The 2,829-nt window shown below is 74.4% G+C and carries 3 protein-coding genes; 2 read left to right on the top strand and 1 reads right to left on the bottom strand.

What is annotated here, in order from left to right; all coding sequences use genetic code 11:
• The coding region (locus tag GTW67_RS28740; protein WP_346010768.1) for a response regulator at window positions 1-875 on the top strand (875 nt) is incomplete at its 5' end.
• Window positions 876-934: 59 nt separating this feature from the next.
• On the opposite strand, the gene GTW67_RS28735 is transcribed toward GTW67_RS28740, so the two are convergent.
• Window positions 935-1,513, bottom strand: a complete 579-nt coding sequence (locus GTW67_RS28735) for a TetR/AcrR family transcriptional regulator (RefSeq protein WP_161167675.1) — start codon at window positions 1,511-1,513, stop codon at window positions 935-937.
• A 132-nt stretch (window positions 1,514-1,645) separates the two neighbouring features.
• On the opposite strand from GTW67_RS28735, the gene GTW67_RS28730 reads away from it, so the two are divergent.
• The coding region (locus tag GTW67_RS28730; protein ID WP_202437823.1) for an MFS transporter at window positions 1,646-2,829 on the top strand (1,184 nt) is incomplete at its 3' end.

The following is a 2,829-nucleotide window of genomic DNA, read 5'->3' as shown; positions in this document are numbered from 1 at the left end:
TGGCGACGGCCGAGGCCGCGGGACGGTCGTACGCCATAGGGGCGCCGGACCGGAACGCCGCCGAGGGCCCCGAGCCACTGGACGGGCCCGGCGGGGCCGTGGAGGTGGCCGACCCGCCGCGTCCGCAGCCGATGGACGACGAGCTGCCCCCGGAGCCGCTGGACAACCCGCGCCGGCTGCTCGTGTGGCCCGCGCCGGACGTCTCCACGCAGCAGGCGCTCAGCGACCGCGGCTACCGGCCGGTGATCGTGCACTCGCGCGAGGAGGTCGACGCGCAGATCGCGGCGTTCCCCGCCGCACTGTTCGTGGACCCGCTGACCGGGCCGATCACGCGGACGGCGCTCCAGTCGCTGCGGCAGGCCGCCGTGGCCGCCGAGGTGCCGGTGCTGGTGACGGCCGGGCTCGGACAGGCCTCGCGGGACGCGGCGTACGGCGCCGACCCCGCCGTACTGCTGAAGGCGCTCGCGCCCCGGGACAGCGAGCAGCACCCGCCGCGGGTCCTCCTGATCGAGGAGCACGCGGAGATCGCGCTGGCGCTGACCTCGACGCTGGAGCGGCGCGGCATGCAGGTGGCGCGGGCGGCGAGCGACGCCGACGCGGTGACGCTGGCGGGCCAGTTCCGGCCGAACCTGGTCGTGATGGACCTGATGCGGATCGAACGGCGGCAGGAGGGACACGCCGGGATCATCGACTGGCTGCGCGCGAACGGGCAGCTCAACCGCACCCCGCTCGTCGTCTACACCGCCGCCGTCGACCAGGCCGACCTGCCGCGGCTGGCGTCGGGCGAGACCGTGCTGTTCCTGGCGGAGCGGTCCACCAGCGGCGAGGTGCAGTCCCGGATCGTCGAGCTGCTCGCCCGGATCGGGACCAACTGACGGCGCTGGGACCGGAACCGACTCACGGCGCCCGGCCCGGGACCGACTGACCGCGCGCGCTAGCCCGAGACGATCCTGCGTGCCGCCTGCTTGATCGAGGCGCGCAGGCGGACGGCGTCCGTGTCGTCGCCGCCGACCAGTATGCGTTTCATCTGCGGCATGACGGACGCCCAGTTGGCCATCGCGACCAGCAGGAACAGCAGGTCGGCCGCCGGGATGGCGTCGGTGATCACGCCGCGTTCCTGGCCGTCCCGTACGGCGGCGACCTTGCGGGCGTAGTGCGCCTGGCGTTCGTCCTCGTCGGGCAGCTCGCCGGCGCCGTACTCCATGCCCTCCCAGAAGAGCAGGCGCAGCAGCTCGGGGTGGGCGGCGTGGTAGTCCAGCAGGCGGTCGATCCAGCCCTCGATGTCGTCCGGGTCGACGGGGACGGAGATCGCGAGGTCGAGCATCTTCCTCTCGAGGACGGACGCGAACAGCTCGCCCTTGTTGCCGTAGTAGGCGTAGATGAGCTGCTTGTTGGCCTTCGCCTCGGCCGCGATGCGGTCGATGCGAGCGCCGGCGACACCGTGGCGGGCGAACTCGCCGACCGCCGCCTCGAAGATCCGGGCCTTGGTGGCCTCGGGGTCCCTTGCTGCCATGGGGACAGAGTAGCGGGCCGGGAGCCATAACCAACTATTTGGTTGACACAGCCGGGAATGCCGAGCAGACTCCAGGAGTTCCTTACAACCAACCAGTTAGTTACCAGCGCGCTCGAAGGAGTCGCTCCGCTCATGTCGTCACCGTCAGCACCAGCCCGGATCGCACCGGAGACCGTCGGCCACGCACCGCGCGAGACGCCGTCCGCCTCCTCCCGCCTGTTCCTCCCCCTGATCGCCCTCTGCACCGCCGTGACGGCCGCCAACATCTACCTCGCGGCGCCGCTGCTCCCCCTCATCGCCCGCGACTTCGGCTCCACCCCGTCGGCGGTGGCCTGGCTCGCCTCGGTCGCGCAGTTCGGCTACGCGGCGGGCCTGCTCTTCTTCGCCCCGCTCGGCGACACCGTGAACCGGCGCCGCCTGGTCGCCGTCCTCGCGCTGGTCGCGGCGGCCTCCCTGGTCGTCGGCGCGGTGGCGTCCGGGACCGGTGCGCTCGCGGCCGCCGTCCTGGTCGCCTCGGCGGCGACGGTCGTGCCGCAGCTCCTCGTGCCGCTGGTGGCGGCGCGCGCCCCCGCCGACCGCAGGGCGCGTCATGTCGCGGCCGTCATCGCGGGCCTGTTCACCGGCATCGTGGCGGCCCGGGTGCTCGGCGGGCTGGCCGGGCAGGCCTTCGGCTGGCGCGCGGTGTTCGTGGGGGCGGCCGTGCTGACCGCCGTGCTCGGCCTGGCGACGGCGTACGTGCTGCCCGTCGAGCGGCGGCAGCGGCAGGGCTCGCTGTTCGCCGGGCTCGCCGCGCTGCCCGGCGTGGTGCGCAGCTCGCCGGACCTGTGGCGGGCGTGCGTGCGCCAGGCGGGGATGTACGGCGCCTGGAGCGCGCTGTGGACCTCGCTGGCGCTGCTCCTCACGGAGGACGAGGGCTACGGCCTCACCACGGCCGCGGCCGGGCTGTTCGGCCTGTTCGGGCTGGCGGCGAGCGTCGTCGCGCCGCTCGCCGGGGGCCTGGTCGACCGGTTCGGCGCCGCCAAGGTCGTACGGTCCGCGTATCTGCTCGCCGCCCTGTCGGTGCCGCTGTTCTGGCTGGGCGGGCAGGTGATGGCGGCCCTGTGCGCGGCGGCCGTCCTGGTGCACGCCGCCCTGGTCGCCTCCCACGTCGCCAACCAGACCCTCGCCCTGACCACCACGTCCGCCCCGGCCACCGCCAACACGGCGTACGTCGTGGCCGGCTTCGCGGGCGGCGCACTGGCCTCGGCCCTCGCGGGGCCCGCGTTCAGCCACTGGGGCTGGGCCGGGGTCTGCGCGGTGGCGGGGGCGTGGCTGGC

Source organism: Streptomyces sp. SID5910 (assembly GCF_009862125.1).
Classification (GTDB): domain Bacteria; phylum Actinomycetota; class Actinomycetes; order Streptomycetales; family Streptomycetaceae; genus Streptomyces.
The sequence above is the reverse complement of the archived record's forward strand: the minus strand, read 5'-3'. Positions and strand labels throughout refer to the sequence as shown.